This is a genomic window from Mycobacterium sp. E2699 (genome assembly GCF_001666745.1).
GTDB lineage: Bacteria > Actinomycetota > Actinomycetes > Mycobacteriales > Mycobacteriaceae > Mycobacterium.
Map to the genome: position 1 here is coordinate 279,675 of NZ_LZJH01000055.1, position 24,698 is coordinate 304,372.

Annotated in this window: 16 protein-coding genes; 8 read left to right on the top strand and 8 right to left on the bottom strand. The window is 70.1% G+C overall.

Annotated elements, in window-relative coordinates; translation table 11 throughout:
- Positions 1–159: 159 nt before the first annotated feature.
- Positions 160–11,313: a type I polyketide synthase gene (locus A5696_RS08760; protein ID WP_082968961.1), complete on the top strand. Its 11,154-nt coding sequence runs from the start codon at positions 160–162 to the stop codon at positions 11,311–11,313.
- Positions 11,314–11,326: 13 nt separating this feature from the next.
- Here A5696_RS08760 and A5696_RS08765 read toward each other — a convergent pair whose 3' ends face one another.
- From A5696_RS08765 to A5696_RS08785, 5 genes are all read right to left on the bottom strand, one after another.
- Positions 11,327–11,758 carry a PPOX class F420-dependent oxidoreductase gene (locus tag A5696_RS08765; protein ID WP_067876444.1) on the bottom strand — a complete coding sequence of 144 codons (432 nt, stop codon included), beginning with the start codon at positions 11,756–11,758 and terminating at the stop codon, positions 11,327–11,329.
- A gap of 3 nt (positions 11,759–11,761) precedes the next feature.
- Entirely contained in the window at positions 11,762–12,868 is a 1,107-nt protein-coding gene (locus A5696_RS08770) for an acyl-CoA dehydrogenase family protein (RefSeq protein ID WP_067876446.1), read from the bottom strand.
- A gap of 7 nt (positions 12,869–12,875) precedes the next feature.
- A complete protein-coding gene (locus A5696_RS08775; protein ID WP_067876449.1) occupies positions 12,876–14,045 on the bottom strand; it encodes an acyl-CoA dehydrogenase family protein in 1,170 nt (389 codons plus the stop codon).
- Between the two features lie 126 nt (positions 14,046–14,171).
- Entirely contained in the window at positions 14,172–14,420 is a 249-nt protein-coding gene (locus A5696_RS08780) for a DUF3618 domain-containing protein (protein WP_067876451.1), read from the bottom strand.
- Positions 14,407–14,817, bottom strand: a complete 411-nt coding sequence (locus A5696_RS08785; protein ID WP_067876453.1) for a phage holin family protein — start codon at positions 14,815–14,817, stop codon at positions 14,407–14,409. Before A5696_RS08785 ends, A5696_RS08780 begins: the two co-directional genes overlap by 14 nt.
- A 149-nt stretch (positions 14,818–14,966) precedes the next feature.
- On the opposite strand from A5696_RS08785, the gene A5696_RS08790 reads away from it, so the two are divergent.
- The 3 genes from A5696_RS08790 (at position 14,967) to holA (ending at position 18,520) form a co-directional block, all read left to right on the top strand.
- The gene (locus A5696_RS08790; RefSeq protein ID WP_067876455.1) at positions 14,967–15,824 is read left to right on the top strand and encodes a ComEA family DNA-binding protein; all 858 of its coding nucleotides are present in this window, start codon (positions 14,967–14,969) and stop codon (positions 15,822–15,824) included.
- Positions 15,825–15,880: 56 nt separating this feature from the next.
- Positions 15,881–17,383, top strand: coding sequence for a ComEC/Rec2 family competence protein (locus tag A5696_RS08795; RefSeq protein ID WP_082968965.1), 1,503 nt, complete (start codon positions 15,881–15,883; stop codon positions 17,381–17,383).
- Positions 17,384–17,551: 168 nt separating this feature from the next.
- The gene (holA, locus tag A5696_RS08800) at positions 17,552–18,520 is read left to right on the top strand and encodes a DNA polymerase III subunit delta (RefSeq protein ID WP_255381173.1); all 969 of its coding nucleotides are present in this window, start codon (positions 17,552–17,554) and stop codon (positions 18,518–18,520) included.
- A 25-nt stretch (positions 18,521–18,545) separates the two neighbouring features.
- Here holA and rpsT read toward each other — a convergent pair whose 3' ends face one another.
- Positions 18,546–18,806, bottom strand: coding sequence for a 30S ribosomal protein S20 (gene rpsT, locus A5696_RS08805; RefSeq protein ID WP_067876460.1), 261 nt, complete (start codon positions 18,804–18,806; stop codon positions 18,546–18,548).
- Between the two features lie 148 nt (positions 18,807–18,954).
- On the opposite strand from rpsT, the gene A5696_RS08810 reads away from it, so the two are divergent.
- Genes A5696_RS08810 through A5696_RS08820 form a run of 3 tightly spaced genes read left to right on the top strand, consistent with a single transcriptional unit; the run spans position 18,955 to position 22,468 of the window.
- Positions 18,955–20,652 carry a circularly permuted type 2 ATP-grasp protein gene (locus A5696_RS08810; protein ID WP_067876463.1) on the top strand — a complete coding sequence of 566 codons (1,698 nt, stop codon included), beginning with the start codon at positions 18,955–18,957 and terminating at the stop codon, positions 20,650–20,652.
- A complete protein-coding gene (locus A5696_RS08815) occupies positions 20,652–21,629 on the top strand; it encodes an alpha-E domain-containing protein (protein ID WP_067876467.1) in 978 nt (325 codons plus the stop codon). Before A5696_RS08810 ends, A5696_RS08815 begins: the two co-directional genes overlap by 1 nt.
- The gene (locus tag A5696_RS08820; RefSeq protein ID WP_067876470.1) at positions 21,629–22,468 is read left to right on the top strand and encodes a transglutaminase family protein; all 840 of its coding nucleotides are present in this window, start codon (positions 21,629–21,631) and stop codon (positions 22,466–22,468) included. Before A5696_RS08815 ends, A5696_RS08820 begins: the two co-directional genes overlap by 1 nt.
- On the opposite strand, the gene A5696_RS08825 is transcribed toward A5696_RS08820, so the two are convergent.
- Complete coding sequence (locus tag A5696_RS08825; RefSeq protein WP_067876648.1) at positions 22,452–22,943, bottom strand: MarR family winged helix-turn-helix transcriptional regulator; 492 nt, start codon at positions 22,941–22,943, stop codon at positions 22,452–22,454. The two genes, A5696_RS08820 and A5696_RS08825, sit on opposite strands and share 17 nt — an antisense overlap.
- Before the next feature lie 86 nt (positions 22,944–23,029).
- On the opposite strand from A5696_RS08825, the gene A5696_RS08830 reads away from it, so the two are divergent.
- Positions 23,030–23,755 carry a hypothetical protein gene (locus A5696_RS08830; RefSeq protein ID WP_231964263.1) on the top strand — a complete coding sequence of 242 codons (726 nt, stop codon included), beginning with the start codon at positions 23,030–23,032 and terminating at the stop codon, positions 23,753–23,755.
- Here A5696_RS08830 and A5696_RS08835 read toward each other — a convergent pair.
- Positions 23,739–24,581: a ribonuclease Z gene (locus A5696_RS08835; RefSeq protein ID WP_067876652.1), complete on the bottom strand. Its 843-nt coding sequence runs from the start codon at positions 24,579–24,581 to the stop codon at positions 23,739–23,741. The two genes, A5696_RS08830 and A5696_RS08835, sit on opposite strands and share 17 nt — an antisense overlap.
- Positions 24,582–24,698: the final 117 nt, after the last annotated feature.

Sequence of the window (24,698 nt, forward strand, 5' to 3'; positions counted from 1 at the left end):
CGGTCGCTGGAGGCAGTACGCCGGGGGGAATTCCGCCAGGTCTGGTCCTGGTGTGTGCCGTAAGCGGCCAAGCGCGTGGTTAAACAGCAACCACCACCCCGGCGCCGCGAGGCCTCCGCGGGCATCGAATCTTCCGAGCCGAACAGGGAGGACAACCCCATGACATCCGCCGAAGACCCGATGCGGGGGGCATCGAGTTTTGCGATCGTCGGCTACGCGGCGCGCTTTCCCGGCGCCGCCGACGCCGACGAATTCTGGCAGGTGCTGCGGGAAGGCCGGGACGCGATATCGGAGGTTCCCGCGGAGCGTTGGGACGCCGACGAATTCTTCGACCCCGATCCCGACACGCCGGGAAAGGTGGTGACCCGTCGAGCGGGCTTCGTCGAGGACGTAACCGGTTTCGACGCGCCATTTTTCGGCATGTCCACGCGCGAGGTCAGGTTGATGGACCCGCAGCACCGCCTCTTGCTCGAGACGGCGTGGCGGGCGGTGGAGCATTCCGGTACCGCGCCAACGGCTTTGGCGAACACCAACACCGGTGTGTTCGTCGGTTTGGCCACCCACGACTACCTGGGGATGGCATCGGACGAGCTGACCTACCCCGAGATCGAGGCCTACATGGCCATCGGGACGTCGAATGCCGCCGCCGCGGGCCGGATCAGCTACCGGTTGGGGCTACAGGGCCCGTCGGTCGCCGTGGACACCGCGTGCAGTTCGTCGTTGGTGGCGATCCATCAGGCGTGCCAGGCGCTGCGCCTGGGCGAATGTGACCTCGCGCTGGCCGGCGGCGCGAACGTCCTGCTCACACCGGCGACCATGATCACCTTCTCCCACGCGCACATGCTCGCGCCCGACGGCCGGTGCAAGACGTTCGACGCGGCCGCCGACGGCTATGTGCGCGGCGAGGGTTGCGGTGTCATCGTCGTGAAGCGGCTCGCGGACGCGATCCGCGACGGCGACCGGATCCGGGCCGTGATCCGCGGCAGCGCGATCAACCAGGACGGCGCATCGGGCGGTCTGACAGTGCCGAATGGCGTTGCCCAGCAACGGGTTATTGCCGCGGCGCTGAAGCGTGCCGGCATCGCACCCGGCGACGTCGGATACCTGGAGGCGCACGGGACCGGGACGTCGCTGGGCGATCCGATCGAGGCCCAGGCGGCGGGGGAGGTGCTCGGCGCCGGGCGCGAGGCGAGCCGGCCGCTGCTGATCGGCTCGGTGAAGACGAACATCGGGCACCTGGAAGCGGCCGCGGGGATCGCGGGCGTCATCAAGGTCATCCTGTCGCTCGAGCACGAGCTGCTGCCGCAGCACCTGCACTTCCGCAACCCGTCGCCGCACATCCCGTGGGACCGGCTTCCCGTTCAGGTGGTGCAGGAGGCCACCGCCTGGGAACGCAACGGCCGGCCGCGCATCGCCGGCGTCAGCTCGTTCGGGTTCGCCGGGACCAACGCGCACGTCATCCTCGAAGAAGCTCCGGTGGCGCCCGAGCAGGCCGGTGAGGCCGCCGTCGCGCCGGGTCCGGTCGAGGCGCCGGCCGACCGGCGGTTCCGCCTTCTTCCGCTCTCGGCGCGCACGCCCACCGCCCTGGCGCAACTCGCTGACGACTACCGCAGCTGGTTGAGCGCGCACCCGCAGGCCACCCTGGCCGACGTGTGCTTCACCGCCGGGGTGGGGCGGGCCCACTTCGAGCACCGGGCCGCGTTGGTGGTCAATTCGAAGGAATCGGCCGGTGAGTTGCTCGGTGCCCTCGCAGACGACCGCCCGGCGCCCGGTCTGGTGCGCGGAATATCCGACGACACGCCGAAGACGGCGTGGTTGTTCACGGGTCAGGGCAGCCAGTACGCGGGCATGGCCCGCGAGTTGTTCGACACCGAACCGGTGTTCGCCGAGACGGTGACCCGCTGCGCGGCGGTGGTCGCGGACGTGCTCGAAAAGCCTTTGCTGGACGTGATTTTCGACCCGGACGGCGACGAAACGTTGCGGCAGACCGCCTACGCGCAGCCCGCCTTGTTCGCGGTGGGGATGGGCCTGGCCCGGCTCTGGCAGTCCTGGGGTTTCGAACCCGACGTGGTGCTGGGCCACAGCGTCGGCCAATACACCGCGGCCTGCGTCGCGGGGGTGTTCAGCCTCGAGGACGGAATGCTGCTGATGGCCGAGCGCGGCCGCCTGTTCGGCAGCTTGCCCGCCGGCGGGCGGATGGTGGCGGTCTTCGCCGCCGCCGAGCGGGTCGAGGGCCTCACCGACGAGTTCCCGAGTCTGTCGGTTGCCGCCTACAACGGCGCCAACACCGTGCTGTCGGGACCGGCGCAGGATCTGGACGAGGCGGTGGCCGGGTTGACGGCCGACGGCGTCCGCTGTGAGTGGCTGGACACCAGCCACGCGTTCCACTCGGCGCTGCTGGATCCGATCCTCGACGAGTTCGAGTCGTACGCGAACCGGTTCGATTTCATTCCGCCACAACGGATGCTGGTGTGCAACCGCACCGGTGCCGCGCTGGGCAGGAGCGTGAAACTGGACGGCGCGTACTGGCGCCGCCACGCGCGCCAGCCCGTGGAATTCGCCAAGAGCGTTCGCACGCTCGCCGACCTGGGCTGCAAGGTGTTGCTCGAGGTCGGCCCCCAGCCGGTGCTGACCGCCGCCGCGCTGCGCGCCTGGCCCGACCCGGCCACCGCGCCGCGGGCGATCGCGTCACTGCGCCGCAACACCGCGGACCACCGCCAGCTCACCGAGGCTCTCGCCGACGCGTACGTCCTGGGCCACCTGCCCGACTTCGGCGCCGCCGCCGGACCGGCGCGCAAGCTCGACCTGCCCACCTACCCGTTCCAGCATCGCCAGTATTGGTACCGGGACAATCGCGTCCGGCCCAACCAACATCAGAACGAGGTCGCGAGCACCGAGGCGGTCCGGCTGCTCGAGGACGGCCGGATCGAGGAACTCGCCGCGCTGATCGACGGTGCGGGTGCCGACCAGCAGACCCTGACTGTGCTGACAAAGCTTGCCGCACAACACAATCAACAGCGCAAAACCCAGTCGATCGCCGATGCGCGCTACGAGATCAGCTGGGAGAAACCCACGGCGGCGGTCTCAGCTGCCGGCGCCGGGGAGGGCTCGTCCTGGCTCCTCATCGGCGACGACGCCGACATACTTGCGCCACTGGTCGACGCCCTGACCGCGCATGGGCACCAGCATCGGATCGTCGGGTTGCCCGTGACCGACGCCGACGAGGAACAGCTCGAGGTCACATTGCTCGCCGCGGCGGCGGACGACCCGGAGCTCCGGATACTGCATGTCGCGGCGCTGGACTCCGGCTCCGCGCCGTCGATGCGGTCGCTGTTGCGGATGCAACACCGGGTCCTCGGAGGAACGCGTCGGCTCTTCCGCGCGGCCGTCGCCACCGAGCTGCGCCGCCCGATCTGGATGGTCACCCGCGGCGCGCAAAGAGTCATCGATGCCGATACCGTGTCCCCGGACCAGAGTTGCCTGTGGGGGTTCGGCCGCGCCGCTTCGCTGGAACACCCCCAGGTGTGGGGCGGACTGGCGGATCTGGCCGCAGGAACCGCCGTGTCGACGACTGCGGAATGGTCGCGGCTGATCGACCAGGTGTCGGCGACCCCGGGCGGGTCGGCCGTCGGCGAAGACCAACTGGCCGTGCGGGACCAAGCGGTCTACGTGCCGCGGCTGGTGCGCAGGGTCGGGCAGCCGATCGCGACGCCGCCCGCGCTCCGCGACGACGCCACGTATCTGGTGACCGGCGGACTGGGTTCGGTCGGACTGGAAATCGCCGGATACCTGGCCGCGCACGGCGCCCGGCATCTGGTGCTGACCGGCCGCCGCACGCCCAGCGCCGCCGCGCAGGCGCGCATCGAAGCCATCCGCGACCAGCACGGCTGCGAAGTCCGGGTGGTCACGGCCGATGTTGCCGATGCGCACGACGTCGCGCGCCTGCTGGCCACCGTGCAGGACGAACTGCCACCGCTTGCCGGCATCGTCCATGCCGCCGGCGAGATCGGCACCACCCCGCTGCGCGGCCTGGAAGACGCCGAGGTGGATCGGGTGTTCGCCGGGAAGGTTTGGGGCGCTTGGCATTTGAGCGAAGCGACTGCCGACTTGCAGCTGGACTTCTTCCTGAGCACCTCCTCGATCACTTCGGTCTGGGGCGGCTTCGGTCAGACCGCCTATGCCGCGGCCAACGCCTTCCTCGACGGGTTGGCCTGGCGGCTGCGCGAGCAGGGCGTCCCCGGAATCAGCGTCAACTTCGGTCCCTGGTCGGCCGGCATGGCCGACGAGCAGGCCCGCGCCCGGCTGGATCAGCGCGGGGTCCGGACGCTGTCGCCCGCCGATGCGCTGGCGGGCATGGCCGATCTGCTGGCGGCTTCGTCAGCGCAGGGGGTGGTGGCCCGGATCGGCTGGGACCGCTTCCTGCCGCTCTACTCCCAAGCGGGACGGCGGGCTTTCCTGGCGGAGCTGGAGCGCGAGGTGCCCACCGAGACCACGGGGGTGGCGCCGTCCGGGAAGACCCAACTGGTCGAGCGACTCACCAACGCCCCGGTGCAGCAGCGTAAGAAACTGCTCACGGACTACCTGCGCGACGCGGTCGCGGAGGTGACGCGGGTCGACGCCGCCGAGATCCGCGAGGACGCGGGATTCTTCGATCTCGGCATGGATTCGCTGATGGCCGTCGAGTTGCGGCGGCGCATCGAGCAAGCGGTGGGCAAGGAGGTTCCGGCCACCCTGGCGATGGACCACCCACGGCTGTCCGACGTGGTCGACTACCTGCTGGGCGACGTGCTCGGCCTCGGCGAGGTGGCCCCGTCGGGGCCGCAGCCGGCCTCGGCGGTGACGACGCGCACCGATGAGCCGATCGCGATCGTCGCGGTGGCGTGCCACTTCCCCGGCGCGTCCAATCCCGAAGCCTTCTGGGAGGTGTTGTCCGGCGGTGTCGACGCGATCCGGGAAGTCCCGGAGGACCGCTTCGACATCGACGAGTACTACGACCCCGACCCGGACGCCCCGGGCAAGATCTACAGCCGCTTCGGCGGATTCCTCGACGAGATCGACGGATTCGACCCGGAATTCTTCGGCATCTCGCCGCGCGAGGCCATCTGGATGGATCCGCAGCAGCGGTTGATGCTGGAAACCGCCTGGGAGGCCTTGGAAAGGGCCGGGTATTCCCCCGGGGCGTTGCGCGGCAGCCGCAGCGGCATCTTCGTGGGTGTGGGCGCCAACGAGTACTCGCACCTGCTGTCCTCCGACTCCGTTGAGAAGCTCGAGCCGCACTTCATCACCGGCAATGCGCTCAATGCGATCTCGGGCCGGGTGGCCTTCGCGCTCGGGCTGGAGGGACCGGCGGTCGCGGTCGACACGGCATGCAGCTCGTCGCTGGTGGCGGTCCACCAGGCCTGCCAGGCGCTGCACGCCGGTGACTGCGATCTCGCGCTGGCCGGCGGGGTGAACGTGCTGCTCAGCCCGGTGTCCATCATCGCCGCATCGCGCGCCAGGATGCTGTCCCCCGTCGGGCGATGCAAGACCTTCGACGCCTCCGCTGACGGCTACGTGCGCAGCGAGGGCTGCGGCATCCTGGTGCTCAAGCGGCTCAGCGACGCGGTCCGCGACGGCGATCGGGTCAGCGCCGTCATCCCAAGCACCGCGGTCAACCAGGACGGCGCCTCCAGCGGTTTGACGGTGCCCAATGGTGGTGCGCAGCAACGGCTTATCAGCGCGGCGCTGGCCCGCGCCGGCCTTGCCGGCGGAGACGTCGACTACCTCGAGGCGCACGGGACGGGCACCCCGCTGGGTGATCCGATCGAGGTGCAGGCGGCCGGTGCCGTCTACGGTGCCGCCCGTGACGCGGACCGACCGTTGCTGATGGGATCGGTGAAGACCAACATCGGCCACCTCGAGTCGGCGTCCGGCGTCGCCGGCCTGATCAAGGTCGTGTTGTCGCTGCAGCACGAAATGCTGCCGCAGAGCCTGCATTTCGAGAAGCCGTCGCCGCATATCCCGTGGGACTCGCTGCCCGTGCGCGTCGTCGACAAGGCCACTCCCTGGCAGGCCAATGGCAAACCGCGACGTGCCGGCATCAGTTCGTTCGGGTTCACCGGCACGAACGCGCACGTGCTGATCGAGGAGGCGCCGGCGCAACCGGCGACCCCCGACGAATACTCCACCGGCGCGGTCCTGCCCGACGCCGCCGCGGCGCCGGAGTCGGACGCTCAAGAGGAACTGGTCGACGTGCTGCCGCTGTCCGCCCGGACACCGGAGGCGCTGGTGGCGTTGGCGCGGCGATACGAGGAGTGGCTCAACGCCCACCCCAAGGTCGATGTCGCGGACGTGTGCTTCACGGCCGGGGTGGGGCGCACGCACTTCGAGCACCGGGCCGCGCTGGTGGTCGATTCGGTTCAGGGCGCCCGCGAGGTGCTGGCCGAGTTGGCCGAGAACCGGATACGGCCGGGGGTGGTACGCGGCGAGTGCACCGACCCGCCGACCACGGCGTGGTTGTTCACCGGGCAGGGCAGCCAGTACCCGGGGATGGCGCGCGAGTTGTTCGACACCGAGCCGGTTTTCGCTGACACCGTGACACGCTGCGCGGAAGCGGTCGAGGGCATGCTGCCGCGCCCGCTGCTCGAGGTGCTGTTCGCGACCGACAGGGAAACCGCGGAAGCGGTGCGGCACACCTCTTTTGCGCAGCCCGCCCTTTTCGCCATCGAGATGGGCCTGGCCCGGTTGTGGCAGTCGTGGGGCGTCACACCCGACGTCGTGTTGGGGCACAGCGTGGGCCAGTACGCGGCGGCGTGCGTCGCCGGGGTGTTCAGCCTCGAGGACGGGGCCCGGCTGATGGCCGAGCGTGGCCGGCTGTTCGGCAGCCTGCCCGACGGGGGACGAATGGTGGCGGTGTTCGCCGACGCCAAGTACGTCGAGGAGATCGCGGGCGGGTTCCCCCGGGTGTCGGTCGCCGCCTACAACGGACCCAACACAGTGCTGTCGGGTCCCGGTGCGGATCTCGAACAAATCGTCGCCAGGGGCGGCAACGACGGGATCCGGTGCAGCTGGCTGGAAACCAGCCACGCATTCCATTCCGAGTTGCTCGAACCGGTGCTCGACGAGTTCGAGTCGTATGCCGCGCGTCTGCAGTTCGCCGTGCCGACGTTGCCCTTGGTCTGCAACCGCACCGGCGCCGTGCTCACGGCGGAAACCCCGCTGGACGCGCAATACTGGCGGCGGCATTCCCGCCAGCCGGTGCAGTTCGCCGAAAGCGTGCGCACCGTGGCGGCGCTGGGCTGCTCGGTGTTGATGGAGATCGGTCCGCAACCGGTTCTGACCGGGGCCGCGGTGCAGGTCTGGCCGGAACACCTGGCCGCGCCGCGGGCGATCGTTTCCCTGCGCAAGGGCATCGCCGACCGGCGCCAGATCGCCGAGGCGCTGGCCGGAGCCTATGTCAGCGGTCATCGACCCAGGTTCGCTGCGCTGCATCGTCAGCCTCGCCGCAAACTCGAACTGCCGACCTATCCGTTCCAGCGGCGAAGCTTCTGGCCGAAGACTTCCGGTATCAGCGGCATCGACGGACAGGGCGCCGCCGTATCCGGAATCCTCGGTAGCGCAAAGGATCTCGCCTCAGGGGACTCGGTCTACACCAGCCGGCTGTCGGTCAAGTCGCAGCCGTGGCTCTCCGATCACGTCATCTACGGCACCGTTGTGGTGCCCGGGGCGACGTATGCCGCGATGGCCCTGACCGCCGTGGGGACGCCGGGGCGGGTGCAAGACGTCTTCTTCTACGAGCCGATCATCCTGCCCGAGAAGGCTTCTCGCGAGGTGCAGCTCACCTTGCATCCGCTGGAGGACGGCGGCTGGAGCTTCCGGGTGCACAGCCGCCCGTACGGTGTCCGGGACGCCGAATGGTCACTGAACGCCGACGGCACGGTCGTCACCGGAATCGAGGCGGAGCCGTCGCCCGACCCGGCGGACTCCGCGGATCCCATCGACGCGGTGATCGAGCGGATGAACCGCATGCGCCCGCAGGAGCTGTTCGACACCTTCGCCGACATGGAGCTGGCCTGGGGGCCCAACTGGTCCGGTTCCCTGAAGTCGCTGTGGCTGGGCGAGGGTGAGGCGATCGGCGACATCACCGTCGGCGACGAACTCGCCGAGCATCTCGGCACCGAGCCGATGCACCCGGTGCTGCTCGACCTGTGCACCGGCGTCGCCTTCCCCGCGTTCCCGGCGCTTCGTGCCGCGGAACAGGGAGTGAACGATCTGTTCCTGCCCCTGCGGTACGGGCGGGTGGAGCTGCGGGAGAAGATGCCGAGGCGGTTTTATTGCCGCGCGAGGTGGCACACCAGCGGGCTGGACAGCGAGACACAGGTCTTCGATCTCGACTTCGTCGACCGGGATGGCCGCCGCCTGGGCGGGATTCGCGAGTTCACTGTCAAACGCGCGCCCCGAGAGGCGTTGCTGCGCGGGCTCGGCGGCGATGCCACGCGGCTGCTCTACAGCCTCGGCTGGCACGAGCTGCCGCCGCCGGCATCGGGCGACGATGGCGAGGGGGCCCCAAACGCGATCGGCACCTGGCTAATCGCCGGATTCGAGGACCTCGCGGCCACCGTGCCGGGGTGCGTCTCGTTCGATAGGAATGCGGACCCGGAGCCGTTGGGACAGCTGTTGGCACAGGCTCACGAGCGGGGCATGCCGTTCTCCGGCATCGTCTGGCGCGCCACCGGAGCCGGCGCCGGGGAGTCGGGCGCCGAATCCGTTGCGCGACTGGAGACCGAGATCGCGCAGCTGCTCAGTGCCGTGCACACCCTGCAGGGTGACGGGGCGGTGAAACTGCCCGGCGGGCTGTGGATCGTCACCGAACGGGCCGTGGCGACCGAGTCCGGCGAGCCGGTCGACCCGGTGCAGGCGGCACTGTGGGGGCTGGGCCGGACCATCGTCAACGAGGAGCCCGGTCTGCGCTGCAGGTTGGTCGACTGCGACGGATCGGAGCAGGCCGTGCGCGCGCTGGCCGGCTTGCTCGGTGAACCGATTGACGAACCCGAACTCGCTGTGCGCCAAGGCAAATTCTTGGCGTCCCGGTTGCTGCAGTGGTCGCGCAGCGGTCACCTCGCGGTGCCGCGGGCAGCCGATTACGTGCTGGCGCCCACCGAACGAGGCGCGATCGACAACCTGCGCCTGACCGAGGCGGAGGTGCCGCCGCCGGACGATGGTTATGTGCAGGTCCGGGTCGAGGCCGCCGGGTTGAACTTCCGGGATGTGCTCAACGTGTTGGGCCTCTACCCGGGTGATCCGGGTCCGATCGGCGGCGACTTCGCCGGCACCGTAACCCAATTGGGAAGCGGCGTCACCGGACTCGAGGTCGGCCAGCGCGTCTACGGCTTCATGCAGGGCGCGTTCGCCAGCCGGTTCAACGTGCCCGCCCAGTTGGTGGCGCCGGTTCCCGCCCGGGTGAGCGCGGTGGACGCCGCGACCATTCCCGCCGCGGCGCTGACGGCCCGGCTCGCCTTCGACTGGGCGCAGCTGAAGCCCGGTGACCGGGTGCTCATCCACGCCGCCAGCGGTGGCGTCGGGTTGGCCGCCATCCAGCTGGCGCAGCAGCATGGTGCGACCGTCTTCGCCACGGCGAGCACCTACAAGCGCGCGACACTGCGCAAGTTGGGTGTCGAATATGTCTACGATTCGCGCAGTACGGATTTCGCCGATCAGATCCTCGCCGACACCGACGGCGCCGGCGTCGACGTGGTGCTCAACAGCCTGACCAACGAGGGCTTCGTCGAGGCGACCGTGCGGGCCACCGCCCAGAACGGCCGGTTCGCCGAGATCGCCAAGCGGGACATCTGGACGCACGAGCAGATGGCGGCGGCCCGTCCCGACATCGCCTACGAGATCGTCGCGCTGGACACGGTCACCTTCCAAGAGCCCGAGCGCATCCGCGGCTTGCTGGGCGAGGTGTCCGACGGGTTGGCCAGGGGCGAGTGGACCCCGCTGCCCGCCGAGATCTACCCGCTCACGGAGGCGAAGACGGCGTTTCGCCGCATGCAGCAGGCGCGCCATATCGGCAAGATCGTGCTGCGGATGCCGAATCCGCTGCATCCGCGCGGTGATCGGAGCTATCTGGTCACCGGTGGGCTCGGCGCGATCGGCCTGCACACGGCGTCGTATCTGGCCCAACTCGGCGCGGGTGACATCGTGTTGACCAGCCGGCGCGCGCCCGACCCGGACGCGCAGCGGGCGATCGACGACATCACCGAGCGTTACCGGTGCCGCGTCCACACCTTCGCGGCCGACGTCGGCGACGAGGCGCAGGTCGAGGAGCTGCTGGCCCGGATCCGCGCGGAGTTGCCGCCGCTCGGGGGAGTGGTGCATCTGGCGGGTGTGCTCGACGACGCGCTGCTGGCCCAGCAGAGCCTGGAGCGCTTCCGGACGACGTTGGCGCCCAAGGCGTTCGGCGCGTGCTACCTGGACCGGTTGACTCGGGAAGACGATCTCGACTTCTTCATCGTGTCGTCGTCGGTGTCCAGCCTGCTCGGTTCGCCGGGCCAGGCCAACTACTCGACGGCCAACGCGCTGCTCGACGGGCTGGTCGCGGAACGACAGGCGCACGGCCTGCCGGCGACCGGCGTCAACTTCGGTCCCTGGGCCAAGGGCGGCATGGCCTCGTCGGAGGCCGCGCGCGCCAATATCAGTGCGCAAGGCCTCATTCCGCTGGAGCCGTCGGCGGCGCTGAGCGCGCTGGCCGAGGCGGTCGCCAACGGGTCCGCGCAGGCGACCGTGATCAAGGCCAACTGGCAGCGTGCCGCGAAGGTGCTGGGCAGTTCCCGCCCACCGATTCTCGACCTCGTGCTGCCCAGCGCCGCCACGGAGGCCGCCGGCGACAGCGAGTTGCTCCGGCAGCTGCAGGAGATACCGGTGGCGCAGCGCGCCGGTTTCATCACCGAATTCCTGCAGCGCGAAGTGCAGGGCTTCCTGCGGCTCGCGCAACCGCCCGCGGCGACCAGTCGGTTCCTGGACCTGGGCACGGATTCGCTGATGGCGGTCGAACTCCGCAACCGGTTGCACAGCCAGTTCGGTGGCGCGTTCACGATCAATGCAACCGCGGTCTTCGACTATCCGACCATCGGGGGACTCGCCGAGTACCTCGCCGGTCAGCTGCCGGAGTCCGACTCGGCCAAGGCGGAACCCGCGGCGGCCGGCCCGGAAACGGAGGCGGCCGAGCCCGAAGCGGAGGCGGCTGAGCCGCAAGCGGAGGCGGCCGAGCCGGAAGCCCCTGCGGCGCAGCCGGAGTCGAGCCCCGGATCGGCGGCGGGGGCACAGTCGAGCTGACGCCCGGCTTGGGTCAGTCGCTGATGTCGAATCCGGCGATGACCTTCGTCGGGCGCACCCGCACCACCAGCTCGCCGGGAACCGCGTTGCGGCGGCCGAACTCCTCGGCGCGCTCGGCGCCCATGTAGCGCGCACCGGTGCGCGTCGCGACGTCCAGCACGTCGCGGGCGTCCTCGCCCACCGACGCCAGGCCCTGGACCTGGACGAACGAGTACGGCGGATGCGGATCGTCGACGCACATCACGACCCGCGAATCACGTTTCAGCGCACGGCCTTTCGAGGTGTCCCGGCCGGTGGTGAACACCAGCTGGCCATCGTCGACCACAAACCACACCGGCGCCACCAGCGGCCGGCCGTCGGCGGCGACGTAACCGAGCATGCCGGTGCGCGTGCCTTGCGAGAGGAACCCGACCACCCGCTCCGTCAGTTTCGCGGGCTCGGCCATGAGCTACAGCCGGGCAAGGTCGTAGTCGCCGAGGTGGTCGATCAGGTTGTGCAGGTGGTCGCTGGAGGTGCCCAGGGTGTGCTCGATCGCGGTGAGCCGTGCGGCGTAGTGGCTGACCGGATACTCCGCGGTCACGCCGATTCCGCCGTGCATCTGGATCGATTCCTGCGCGATGTGCCGGCCGGACCGGCCGATCTGCACCTTGGCGCGTGACGCGATCAGCGGGTCCAGGTTGCCGTCGGCGATCGACAACGCGGCGTAGAAGCTCATGCTGCGCGCCACTTCCAGCGACACGTACATGTCGGCGGCCCGCTGGGTGAGCGCCTGGAACTTGTTCAGCGTGACGCCGAATTGCTTACGCGTCTTGAGGTAATCGGTGGTCAGGCGCAGCGCCTCCTCCATCGCCCCGACGGCTTCGGCGCACAACGCCGACTGGATGCGGATGACGGCGTTCCGGATGGCAGGCGAGACATCGACCGCTTCGCCGAGGGGTTCGGCGGTCGCGGCGTCCAGGTCGATCTGGGCGCCGCGCTGACCGTCGAACGTGCGGTAGGGGTGCCGTCGCACGGCGGCCGCCTCGACCAGGAACAGGCCGGTCCCGCCGTCCGGCAACGCGGCGCTGACTACCAGCGCGTCGGCGGAGTCGCCGGCCAGCACCGGGTTCTTGCGTCCGGTCAGCGCCCACGAATCGCCTTGCGGCACGGCCCGAGTCGTCACCGCGGCGGTGGGCGTGCGCTGGCCGGGTTCCAGGTGCGCGAAGGCGAGCAGGCGTTGCCCGGCCGCGACCTCGTCGAGCTGTTGTTTCTGGGCGTCGCTGCCCAGCTCGGCGATCAGCGCGCCCGGCGCGAGCGCGCCGTGCAGGATCGGTTCGGGGGCCAACCGGCGGCCGACCTCGGTGAGCACCACCATGATCTCGATCTGACCCGCCTCGTCCGGCTCGAACCCGAGCCCCAGGATCCCGGTGTCGGCGAGCTGGCTCCAGACGTCACGGCTCCAGCCGAGCTCGGAGCCGATCACCTTGTTGCGGCTCTCCGGGTCGTAGGTGCGCGACAGGAGGTCGCGGGTTGTGTCGCGGAGCAGGGCCTGCTCGTCGCTCAACTGAAAGTCCATTGCTGCCTCACAATCCCAGAATGGTGGACGCGATGATGTTGCGCTGCACCTCGCTGCTGCCGCCGTAGATCGTCGTCTTGCGGTAGTTGAGGTAGTGCGGCGCGCTGTGTTGCGCCCATTCGGGAGACGCGATCTGGATCGCTCCGTCACCGTCGGCGGGGAGCGCGTCGGGACCGGCCACCTCGACGAGCAGCTCGGTGGCGATCTGCTGCAGCTGGCTGCCGCGAAGCTTGAGCACCGAGGACGCCGGGTTGGGCTGCCCGTCGGCGGAGTCCGAGACGACCCGCGACTGCGTGAGTTCCAGCGCCAGCACCTCGTTCTCGGCCTCGGCGAGCCGCGCCGCGAACAGGGGATCGTCGAGCAGCCCGGTTTCGGCGGCGCGCTTCTTCACTTCGGCGAGGCGCACCTTGGTCCGTCCGACGCCGGCGATGCCGGTGCGCTCGTTGCCCAGCAGGAACTTCGCGTAGGTCCAGCCCTGATTCTCTTGTCCGACAAGCTGATTGGCGGGCACCCGGACGTCGGAGAAGAACAATTCGTTGATCTCCTGGCCGCCGTCGATGGTCTTGATGGGCCGCAGCGTTATGCCCGGCGTCTTCATGTCGAAGAGCAGAAACGAGATGCCGGCCTGGCGCTTGGGGGCCTGCGGGTCGGTGCGCACCAGGCAGAAAATCCAGTCCGCGTACTGGCCCAGCGTCGTCCAGGTCTTCTGTCCGTTGACGATGTAACTGTCGCCGTCCCGGACCGCCGTGGTGCGCAGGGACGCCAGGTCCGAGCCGGCCTCGGGCTCCGAGAATCCCTGGCACCACCAGATGTCGAGGCTGGCCGTCGGCGGCAGGAACCGTTGTTTGATCTCCTCGGAACCGAATTCGGCGATCACCGGCCCGACCATCTTGGTGTTGAAGTTCAGCGGCTCGGGCACGCACGCCAGTTGCATTTCGTCGGCCCAGATCTGGTGCTGGGTGGGCGTCCAGTCCTTGCCACCCCATTCGACGGGCCAACTCGGCACCGCGAGGCCGTGCTCGTGCAGGATCTTGTGGCTGGTGACGATGTCCTCGCGGCGCACCGACGCCGAGCCCGCGCGCACCCGCTCGCGCAGCTCCTCGGGGATCTTCGTGGTGTAGAAGGTGCGGAGCTCATCGCGGAACGCGGCTTCCTCCGGTGTGAGTGCCAACTGCATGGCAGCCTCCTGTCGTCGGGGACCACCGGAGGGGCGCAGCTGTCAGCGGGGGACCGGGGGTCTCGTCCTGCACGTTAAGCGCAGAACGCCATTCAACTTTAATCGGGGGCGCGGGGCGCAGCCCCGTCACCGCGGGGCTGTCCCCCGCCGGCACCGCCACCAGGCAAAGCAGGTGATCGTGATCCCGCCGAGGACGGCCGCTATCGCCAGGCGCGATGCCGCGGACCTCGCCTTGTCGGCCTTGCCGGCGATCGCTTCGACGGTGGCGCCGAGTTGCTCGCGCGTCTGCTCGATGTCGGCCTGCAGGTCATGGATGCTGGCGTCAGGCCCGACTGCGGGGGTGCCGGGACCCCGTGGCCGTTCAGCTCGGGTCATGGCGGGCGTCCTTCACTTTCTGGACGTCTTTCTTGACATTGGCGACGGTGAGGGGCGCCGCCGGTGCGACCTCTTCGACCTGGTGCTTACTGAGCAGCGTCGCCGCCCCGGCCGCGGCGAACAACGCCGCGCCGACGATCAGGGCGGCCGCCCACACCGGCACGGCCAGCGCCACCGCGGCAATGGCCGCCGCGATCAGGCTGGCAAGGCCCGATAGCGCGAGTATCCCGGCCGCACCGAACAGTCCCGCGCCAACGCCCGCGTGTTTCGCCGATCGTTCGATTTCCTTCTGCGCCAACTGCATTTCGTCGCGAACCAGCCGTGACAGCTGCGACGAAAGCTGACTCATCAGCTCGCCGATCGAGGCGTCGGACGTCGGCTTTGCCTCCGTGCTCATACGCGGCTGGCTACCCCCGCATGCGGACGCCAAACCTGGCGGACACCCCCGGCGCCCGCGTATTGCACAGCCCCGCCTCGCTCCACAGCCGGGCGCGGTACACACCGTCGCACGGCCGTTTCGGCGGTCGACGCGCCTACGGTCGGCGCATGCGAACAGAACTGCCCGCCGCGCGCCTGCAACGCAGGCTCGGAGCGGACCCAGAGGCCGATTCGGACACCGGGGCCGCGGACGGATCGGACCCCGAGGTCCAGGATGACCAGAATTCGCTGCTGCCGCGGTGGGTTCCGGATGCGGGAGAGGGCCGCGGGTGGCTGGCGAAGATGCGCGCCGACCCCGGCCGCGCCGGTGCGATCGCGCTGGCGGTCGTGGCCGCGCTGGCCGTGCTGGTGACGGTGTTCACCCTGATCCGCGACCGCCCCGCGCCGGTGATGTCGGCCAAGCTGCCACCCGTGGACAAGGCCGCCACCGCCGGCGCGAGATCCTCGGCGAGCCCGGGTGCCGGCCAGCCGGCCGCGCCCGACCGACCGGTGGTGGTGAGCGTCGTCGGCCTCGTGCACACCCCGGGTTTGGTGACCCTGGCGCCCGGCGCTCGCGTCGCCGACGCGCTGCAGGCCGCCGGGGGCGCGGTGAACGGCGCCGACACCATCGGGCTCAACATGGCCCGCCCGGTGGGCGACGGGGAGCAGATCGTGGTCGGCCTGGCTCCGGCGGCGGGGCAGCCGACGGCGCTGGGCAGCTCGGTGGCCTCCGGGAGCGCGCCTGCGTCCGGGGCGCCGGGGCCGGGCTCGGGGACGGTGAAGCCGAAGCCGGGTGAGGTGCTCGACCTCAACACGGCGACCGTCGAGCAGCTGGACGCGCTGCCGGGCGTGGGACCGGTCACCGCCGCCGCGATCGTGGCGTGGCGGCAGGCGAACGGCAAGTTCACCAGCGTCGACCAGCTCGCCGACGTCGACGGCATCGGCCCGGCGCGGCTGGAGAAACTGCGCCCGCTGGTCCGTGTCTGACACCGGTGCGCCGCCACGTCGATGTGCGGCTGGTGCCGCCGGCGCTCGCCGCCTGGATGGTGACCGCCGCCGGGATCTGGTGGCCGGTCGGGCGCGTGGTGGCGTGCGGCTGCCTCGTGTTGGCCGCCCTGGGCGCGCCGGCCGGTTACGGCGCGCGCCGCTTCGGCTGGACGCCGCGGCTTCCGGCGGTCGGCGCGGGCCTGGTGGCGATCGGCGTGGTGGGCGCCGGTTTCGGGCTGGCGATCGCGCTGCGCGCCGACGCGGTAGGTCGCCACCCGATCACTGCGGCGTTCGGCACGGCCGCCCCCGTAACGGTCACCCCGACCGAGACCGCGCTGTCGCTGGGCTCCGGCCGGCTGATGTTTCGCGCCACCCTGCAGCGCCTGCGTGACGATGAGATGTCCGGCAGGGTGGTCGTCTTCGCCCGGGCGTCGGACTTCGGCGGCCTGATGGTCGGACAGCCGGTGCGCTTCACCGCCCGCATCAGCCGCCCGGGCCGCCGCGACTTGACGGTCGCGGTGCTCAACGCGACGGGCCGGCCGACCATGGGGACCGCGGGTGCGGTGCAGCGGGCCGCCCACGCCGTGCGCCGCCGGTTCGCGGCCGCGGCCCGCGAGGCACTGCCCGCGGACGAGGCCGCGATGCTGCCGGCGCTGGTCCTCGGCGACACCGCGGCGGTCGCCAGCGAGACCAGCCGGGAGTTTCGGGCCGCGGGCATGACGCACCTGACGGCGGTGTCCGGGGCCAACGTCACGATCGTGTGCGCGGCGGTGCTGTTCTCAGCGCGGTTGATCGGCCCCCGCGCCGCCGTCGTGCTCGCGGCCGTCGCCCTGGTGGCGTTCGTCATCGTCGTGCAGCCGACCGCGAGCGTCCTGCGCGCGGCGGTGATGGGCGCGATCGCGTTGACCGGGATGCTGTCTTCGCGCCGGCGGCAAGCGATTCCGGCACTGTCCGCCACGGTGCTGATCGTGCTGGCCCTCGCTCCGCATCTGGCCGTCGACGTGGGTTTTGCGCTGTCGGTGCTGGCGACGGCCGCGCTGGTCGTCATCGCGCCCTCGTGGTCGCGGCGCCTGGTCGGCAGGGGCTGGCCCAAACCGCTGGCGGACGCGTTCGCCGTTGCGTGCGCCGCCCACGTGGTGACCGCCCCGCTGGTCGCGGGGATCTCGGGCCGGTTCAGCCTGGTGGCCGCGGTGGCCAACCTCGCGGTGGCTCCCGTGGTAGCGCCGATCACCGTGCTCGGCAGCGCGGCGGCCGTGGGCTGCCTGCTGTGGCCCGCCGGTGCGCAGCTGTTGATTCGGTTCAGCGGGCCCGAACTGTGGTGGGTGTTGCGCGTGGCGCAGTGGTCGGCCGACGTGCCCGCGGCGACGGTGCCCGTGCCGGCCGGTGCGCCCGGCGTGGTGGTGGTCGGCGCCGGCACGGCGCTGGCGATTCTGGCGGCGGCGCTGCTGTGGCGCCGGCGCTGGTTTCGTGGGGCGCTCGGGCTCGCCGGGTCGGCGGTCGTCCTGTCGTGGCTGGCCTGGTCGATTTCGGGCCTCGTGGCGATCGCGAGCGCGGCGTAGCCGGGCGCTGCGGGTCGCCACCATCAACCTCGTGGCGATCGCGAGCGCGGCGTAGCCGGGTGCTGCGGGTCGCCACCATCAACCTCGTGGCGATCGCGAGCGCGGCGTAGCCGGGTGCTGCGGGTCGCCACCATCAAACCCGTCGCACCCACGTGACACCATCGTGGGGTGAGCGAGGATGCGCACCACCTGCACCTGGTCCTGGGCGACGAGGAACTGCTGGTCGAACGGGCGGTCGCCGACGTGCTGCGGTCGGCGCGCGCACGCGCCGGCACCGACGATGTTCCGGTCAGCCGGATGCGGGCCGGCGACGTGAGCACCTACGAACTCGCCGAACTGCTGAGCCCGTCGCTGTTCGCCGACGAACGCATCGTCGTGCTGGAGGCGGCTGGGGAAGCGGGCAAGGACGCGGCCACGATGATCGCCGCGGCCGCCGCCGACGTCCCGACCGGCACGGTGCTGGTGGTCGTGCACTCCGGCGGCGGGCGGGCCAAGGCGCTGGCCGGCCAGCTGCAGTCACTGGGCGCCCAGGTGCATCCGTGTGCGCGGATCACCAAGCTCAGCGAGCGCGTCGACTTCATCCGCAGGGAGTTCCGCGAGCTGCGGGTCAAGGTCGACGAGGAGACCGTGACCGCCTTGCTGGACGCCGTCGGCTCCGACGTGCGCGAGCTGGCCGCCGCGTGTTCACAGCTGGTCGCCGACACCGCGGGTCAGGTCGATGCCGCCGCGGTACGCCGCTATCACAGCGGCAAGGCGGAGGTGAAGGGCTTCGACATCGCCGACAAGGCGGTGACCGGCGACGTCGCGGGCGCAACCGAGTCGCTGCGGTGGGCGATGCTGCGCGGCGAACCGCTGGTGGTACTCGCCGACGCGCTGGCCGAGGCCGTGCACAGCATCGGCCGGGTGGGCCCGCTGTCCGGCGACCCGTACCGCCTGGCCGCACAGCTGGGAATGCCGCCCTGGCGCGTGCAGAAGGCGCAGAAACAGGCGCGGCGCTGGTCGCGTGACACCGTCGCGACCGCGATGAGGGTGGTAGCGACGCTCAACGCCAACGTCAAGGGTGCCGTCGCCGATGCGGATTACGCGCTGGAATCGGCGGTCAGACAGGTCGCCGAATTGGCCGACCGGGGCCGCTGAACGGCCGAGAGGAACCCGAACGGGCTCAGATCTTGTTGAGGGCCCGCGCCAGCGCCGACTTCTTGTTGGCCGCCTGGTTCTTGTGGATCACGCCCTTGCTGGCCGCCTTGTCCAGCTTGCGGTTGGTCGACACCAGCAGCTCGGCGGCCTTCTCCTTGTCGCCGGAGTGGGCGGCCTCGCGGAACGCGCGCACGGCCGTGCGCAGCGAGGACTTTACCGACTTGTTGCGCAGGCGGGCGCGCTCGTTCGTCTTGATGCGCTTCTGCTGCGACTTGATGTTGGCCACGCGTGAGTTCCTTCGTCAAAAAAGTCGTTGCTTTGCTCGGGCGCCCCACACCCGATTGCGACTGCCCAGGTTAGCAGTCGGTTACGTTTTCTCCCAAAAGGGGAAACCGTGGCCGGCCAGAACGTCATTTTGAGGCACCATCTAGCGAGTGAGTCTTACGAGCCAGCTTGAGGAAACCAGGCGGGGACCGCGCGGCGCTTCGGGGCGCCCGGACGCGCGTGCCGAGCGCATCTTCGGCGGCTATGACGAGTCGGACGCCTACGCCGGCGTTTATTCGAAGGCCTTCGACGAGATGTTCGACGCGCAGGGCACCGTGCGCGGTCCGTACAAGGGCATCTACGCCGAGCTTGCGCCGTCGGACGCCTCCGACCTGAAGGCCCGCGCCGAGGCGCTGGGCCGCGCGTTCATCGACCAGGGCATCACGTTCTCGCTGTCCGGCCAGGAGCGGCCGTTCCCGCTCGACCTGGTGCCGCGGGTGATCTCCGCCGCCGAGTGGAGCCGGTTGGAGCGCGGCATCACCCAGCGCGTCAAAGCCCTCGAGCTGTATCTCGATGACATCTACGGCGACCAGGAAATCCTGAACGACGACATCATCCCGCGCCGCCTGATCACCTCCTGCGAGCACTTCCACCGTCAGGCCTTCGGCATCGTCCCGCCCAACGGCGTCCGGATCCACGTGGCCGGCATCGACCTGATCCGCGACGAGAAGGGCAACTTCCGTGTCCTCGAGGACAACCTGCGCTCCCCCTCGGGCGTGTCCTATGTGATGGAGAACCGGCGCACGATGGCGCGGGTCTTTCCCAACCTGTTCGCCACCCACCGGGTGCGCGCCGTGGACGACTACGCGTCGCACCTGCTGCGCGCGCTGCGCAACTCGGCGGCGACGAACGAGGCCGACCCCACCGTCGTCGTCCTGACGCCGGGCGTTGCGAACTCGGCCTATTTCGAGCATTCGCTGCTGGCCCGGCAGATGGGCGTCGAGCTCGTCGAGGGCCGCGACCTGTTCTGCCGCGACAACCAGGTGTACATGCGCACCACCGAGGGCGAGCGCCAGGTCGACGTCATCTACCGGCGCATCGACGACGCCTTCCTGGACCCGCTGCAATTCCGCGCGGACTCGGTGCTGGGGGTGGCGGGCCTGGTCAACGCCGCCCGCGCCGGCAATGTCGTCATCTCCAGCGCGATCGGCAACGGCGTCGGCGACGACAAGCTCGTCTACACCTACGTGCCGACCATGATCGAGTACTACCTGGGCGAGAAGCCGCTGCTGGCCAACGTCGAGACCTACCGGTGCTGGCTGGACGACGAACGCGAAGAGGTCCTGGACCGCATCGACGAGCTGGTACTCAAGCCGGTCGAGGGCTCCGGCGGCTACGGCATCGTCTTCGGACCGGAGGCGTCCGACAAGGAGCTCGCCGCCGTCGCCAAGAAGATCCGCGACGACCCGCGCAGCTGGATCGCGCAGCCGATGATGGAACTGTCCACCGTGCCGACACAGGTCGGGAGCACGCTGGCGCCGCGCTACGTCGACCTGCGGCCGTTCGCGGTCAACGACGGCGACGAGGTGTGGGTCCTGCCCGGGGGTTTGACCAGGGTCGCCCTGGTCGAGGGCTCGCGGGTGGTCAACTCCAGCCAGGGCGGCGGGTCGAAGGACACCTGGGTGCTGGCGCCGCGCGCCGCGTCCGGCCCGCGGGAGCTGGGCCGCGCGGAGGTGGTGCGCGCGCTGCCGAAATCCATTCCCGACCCGGTGCTCGAGGGCGGGCCGCGGTTGTCGCAGCAGCAGACGCAGCCGACCCAGGTCCCGGACGAACAACCCCAGCAACAGCAACAGCAGAGGCTGCACTGATGCTCGCCCGCAACGCCGAGGCGCTCTACTGGATCGGTCGCTACGTCGAGCGCGCCGACGACACGGCACGGATCCTGGACGTCGCGCTGCACCAACTGCTCGAGGATTCCAGCGTCGACCCGGACCATGCGTCCCGGCTGCTGCTGCGGGTGCTGGGCATCGACCCCCCCGACCACGACCTGGATGTCTGGTCGCTGACCGACATGGTGGCCTTCAGCACCAACGCTTCGGGAGGCTGTTCGATCGTCGACGCCATCACGGCGGCGCGGGAGAACGCGAAGTCGGCCCGGGAGGTGACGTCCATCGAGATCTGGGAATGTCTCAACACCACCTACCACGCCCTGGCCGAACGCGAGCGTGCCGCCAAACGCCTTGGGCCACACGAATTCCTGTCGTTCATCGAGGGCCGCGCGGCGATGTTCGCCGGCCTGGCCGACTCGACGTTGTCGCGCGACGACGGATATCGCTTCATGCTGCTGGGCCGGGCGATCGAGCGGGTCGACATGACGGTGCGGCTGCTGCTGTCGCGGGTCGGGGACAGCGCGTCGTCGCCGGCGTGGGTGACGCTGTTGCGTTCGGCGGGCGCGCACGACACCTATCTGCGCACCTACCGCGGGGTGCTGGACGCCGGCCGGGTGGTCGAATTCATGTTGCTGGACCGGCTGTTTCCGCGTTCGGTCTTCTACTCGCTGCGGCTGGCCGAACACAATCTCGAGGAACTGCTGCACAATCCGCAGAGCCGGATCGGGTCCACGACCGAGGCGCAGCGGTTGCTCGGGAAGGCGCGCAGCGAACTGGAATTCGTGCAACCCGGCGTGCTGCTCGAGTCGTTGGAGAGCCGTCTGGCGGCCCTGCAGCGGACCTGTAGCGATGTCGGAGAAGCGTTGTCGCTGCAGTACTTTCACGTCACCCCGTGGGTGGCATGGTCAGACGCGGGCCAGCGCGCCCGGCTGGTCAGCAGGCCGGGCGAATCCTGATGTGGCGCCTACGCGTCGTGCACACCACCGGCTATGCCTACCAATCGCCGGTGACCGCCTCCTACAACGAGGCTCGGCTGACCCCGCGCTCGGACGCCAGGCAGAACGTCATCCTCAACCGGGTCGAGACCATTCCCGCGACACGGTCCTACCGCTACATCGACTACTGGGGCACCGCCGTCACGGCGTTCGACCTGCACGCGCCGCACACCGACCTCACGGTGACGTCGTCCTCGGTGGTCGAGACCGAACGCGGCGAGCCGGCGGTGGCTGGGGTCAGCTGGAGCGACCTGCACTCCGCGGCGGTGATCGATCGCTTCGACGAATTGCTGCGTCCCACGCCGCACACCCCGACCAGCAAGCGCGTCGCGTCCGTGGCCAAGAAGATCGCCAAGTCCTACGATCCGGCCGAGGCCGTCGTCGCGGCGGGCAAGTGGGTGCGCGGCGAGCTGGACTACCTGCCCGGGACCACCGGCGTGCATTCGTCCGGGCTGGACGCGCTGAACGAGGGTAAAGGCGTCTGCCAGGACTTCGTGCACCTGTCGCTGATGATGTTGCGCGGCATGGGAATTCCTGGTCGCTACGTGTCCGGCTATGTGCACCCCAAACGCAACGCCGTCGTCGGCGACACCGTCGACGGGCGCAGCCACGCCTGGATCCAGGCCTGGACCGGTGGCTGGTGGAACTTCGACCCCACCAACGACACGGAGATCACCGAGCAGTACGTCAGCGTGGGTGCCGGGCGCGACTACACCGATGTCGCCCCGCTCAAGGGCATCTACTCGGGGGAGGGCGCCACAGACCTCGACGTGATCGTGGAGGTCACCCGGTTGGCCTAGCCGGGCGAACCGTGCCATAACCCGGGTGCACGCGCGGTGTCAGGCCCTGCTGCCGCGCCACCGTGGCAAGCAGCTCCCGAAGGGTGCCGTATTGCTCACTGTCGAGCGCGTTGGCAAATCGCAGCTCGTGTTGGCGCGCGATTTCGGAAAGCTTGCGCATCAGCCTTTTTCCGGCCGCCGTGAGGTAGAGAGCGTGCAGTCTGCGGTCGTCGGGATTGCGGCGCCGCTCGATGTAGCCGCGGTCCTCGAGCTCGTCGATGTAGACGACGACGCGGCTGGGCAACATACCCAACTGGGCGCTCAGGGCCTGCTGACTGCGTCCCGGCTCGGCAGCGATGGCGCGCAGAATTCCCGCGTGCGGAGGGGTCAACTCGATGGTGGCCACCTGTTCGGCGAACAGCGCTGCGGCGTGATGACCTAGTTGAGCCAACAGGAAGGCGACGCCGTCGGGACGGTCGTCGGGGGTCGATGACACCGCCACATCATAGCGGGCGCGAATGATTCGACGTGTGAATCGTTCAGGTCTTGTCAAGTCCGATTCCCCGGCCTATCGTTCACGCCATGAACGATTCACCGACAGATGGAACTCGGTCGGTCGCCGACCGCCCCGAGCAGGGGGGACCGCCGCTGGTGTTGCTTTCCGTGATTTGTCTGGGATTGCTTTTCGGCGGCTTTGCGATCGGCGTCACGCTGGGCGGCGTGCCGCCTTTGCCCTACGGGCCGGCGACGGCGGTTGTCGCCTATGTCCGCGCCCAGCCGGTCGCGGTGCAGGTGATCGCCACCTCGGTGTTCGCGTCGTCGGTGCCGTTGGCGATCTACGCGGCGACGGCCAGCACCCGGTTGCGGCAACTTGGCGTCACCGCCCCCGGTGCCACGATCGCGCTCACCGGCGGCACCCTGGCGGCGGGTGGTCTGGGCCTGACCGGGCTGGTGGCGTGGACGCTGTCAAGGCCGGACGTCAGCGGGGATGCCGCGTTGGTTCGCGCCCTCTACTTCCTGGTGTTTCTGGTCGGCGGCGTGGGTCACATCGTGGCGTTGGGTCTGCTTGTGGCGGGCATGGCGGTGCCCAGCCTCATCCTGGGATTGACGCCGAGACCGGTGGCCTGGGTCGGCCTGGCGACGGCCGCGCTCGCCGAATCGACGACGTTCGTGTTGGTGTGGCCGCAATTGGGGCCGATCCTGCCGATCGCGCGGGTCTCGGCGTTGCTGTGGCTGGTGCTGGCCGGTGCGCTGCTACCGCTGCGCCGGAACGACATTCGGCGAAAGGCGGCTATTGCCGCGCGGTGACCTCGACCCGATGTAGGTCGTCGCCGAGTTCGACCCGTCCGCCGAACTCGGCGGCGGCCAGCGCGCGCCACTGCTCCTCTTGGCCGGGCACCAGGGCCGGCACGTAGTGCGTCAACACCAGGGTGCCCACGCCGGCGCGCGCAGCCGTCGCCGCCGCCTCCTGCACCGACGAGTGGTACTCGCAGATGTCCTGCAGGCGCTGCTGCGGGATGTTGGCGACGATGTCCTTGCGGATCACGGTGTGCACCAACGCGTCCGCGCCGCGGGCCAGGTCGTCCAAACCGGCGCACGGCACGGTGTCTCCCGCGAGCACCACCGAGGCGCCGTCGGTCTCGATGCGGAAGCCGATGGTCGGCGCCACCGGCCGGTGGTCGGTCGGCGCCACGCGGATCGACACCCCGTCGCGGTCCCACACCGTACCGTCAGTGCATTCGTGCACCTCGACCGCCGGCGGCTCGTTCAGGTCGGCGTGGTGAGCGATGCGGTAGCCGATGTCATGGCCGAACGCCTTGAGCGTTGCCTCCACCGTCTCGGCGGTGCCGGGCGGCCCGATGATCGGCAGGGGCGCCGGATCGGGCGCGAACGTGGTGATCCACCGCGTGATGAGCAGGTCACCGAGGTCGCCGATGTGGTCGCTGTGCAGGTGGGTGATCAGCAGCGCCGACAAGCCCGCGGCGCCCACGCCGACCGCCGCCCCGCGCTGCAGCACCCCACGCCCGCAATCCACCAGGAACACCTGCCCGCCGGCCCGCACCAGGGTCGACGGCCCGGCGCGGTTGGGGTCGGGAATGGGGCTTCCTGTTCCCAGCAAAGTGATCTCGATCATGGACCCATCCTCGCAAGCCGCGGCCTTGCGCAGTGCCATTTGGCCGACCCGGGTTTGGGCCGTGAATGCCGGGGTATGGGAGCCCCCGGTTCCGGTGCTCGCGGTGGCTTTCCTGGC

Coding starts and splice junctions, on each gene's coding strand:
- A5696_RS08785 (WP_067876453.1), bottom strand. CDS start 14,817: ATGAGCACGGAGGCAAAGCCGACGTCCGACGCCTCGATCGGCGAGCTG.
- A5696_RS08770 (WP_067876446.1), bottom strand. CDS start 12,868: ATGGACTTTCAGTTGAGCGACGAGCAGGCCCTGCTCCGCGACACAACC.
- A5696_RS08765 (WP_067876444.1), bottom strand. CDS start 11,758: ATGGCCGAGCCCGCGAAACTGACGGAGCGGGTGGTCGGGTTCCTCTCG.
- A5696_RS08835 (WP_067876652.1), bottom strand. CDS start 24,581: ATGATCGAGATCACTTTGCTGGGAACAGGAAGCCCCATTCCCGACCCC.
- A5696_RS08780 (WP_067876451.1), bottom strand. CDS start 14,420: ATGACCCGAGCTGAACGGCCACGGGGTCCCGGCACCCCCGCAGTCGGG.
- A5696_RS08820 (WP_067876470.1), top strand. CDS start 21,629: ATGTGGCGCCTACGCGTCGTGCACACCACCGGCTATGCCTACCAATCG.
- A5696_RS08830 (WP_231964263.1), top strand. CDS start 23,030: ATGAACGATTCACCGACAGATGGAACTCGGTCGGTCGCCGACCGCCCC.
- A5696_RS08775 (WP_067876449.1), bottom strand. CDS start 14,045: ATGCAGTTGGCACTCACACCGGAGGAAGCCGCGTTCCGCGATGAGCTC.
- A5696_RS08790 (WP_067876455.1), top strand. CDS start 14,967: ATGCGAACAGAACTGCCCGCCGCGCGCCTGCAACGCAGGCTCGGAGCG.
- A5696_RS08795 (WP_082968965.1), top strand. CDS start 15,881: ATGGTGACCGCCGCCGGGATCTGGTGGCCGGTCGGGCGCGTGGTGGCG.
- A5696_RS08815 (WP_067876467.1), top strand. CDS start 20,652: ATGCTCGCCCGCAACGCCGAGGCGCTCTACTGGATCGGTCGCTACGTC.
- A5696_RS08760 (WP_082968961.1), top strand. CDS start 160: ATGACATCCGCCGAAGACCCGATGCGGGGGGCATCGAGTTTTGCGATC.